The sequence below is a fragment of the Shewanella electrica genome (genome assembly GCF_022321485.1).
Taxonomy (GTDB): Bacteria; Pseudomonadota; Gammaproteobacteria; order Enterobacterales; family Shewanellaceae; genus Shewanella; species Shewanella electrica.
The window spans coordinates 1-238 of sequence record NZ_JAKOGG010000736.1 but is presented as its reverse complement, the minus strand read 5'-3'; the positions used below and the strand labels follow the sequence as shown (position 1 = coordinate 238).

At 36.6% G+C, this 238-nt stretch carries 1 protein-coding gene; it reads right to left on the bottom strand.

Annotation, left to right across the window (positions count from 1 at the left end; translation table 11 throughout):
- Positions 1–36: 36 nt before the first annotated feature.
- A partial coding sequence (locus L9G74_RS21960) for a hypothetical protein (RefSeq protein WP_238899044.1) occupies positions 37–238 on the bottom strand: 202 nt, incomplete at its 5' end.

Below are 238 nucleotides of genomic sequence, written 5' to 3'. Positions count from 1 at the left end.
AGGGATAAATCACCTAAAAATAGATACACTACTACATTATTTGTACGTTAGAGCCGTTTTACAACTCTGAGCAAGACTATCAATGATAAACCTTGCATAGAGGTTAGAAGTTAAATCGACTTCATGCGTAATGGTCGTCGCATTCTGAAAACTTGTAATATCAGTCCCTAATCTATAACCACATGCAACATCCACTTGATATACTCCTGGTGTCGTTTCGAAATTAGCATTCGAAGTA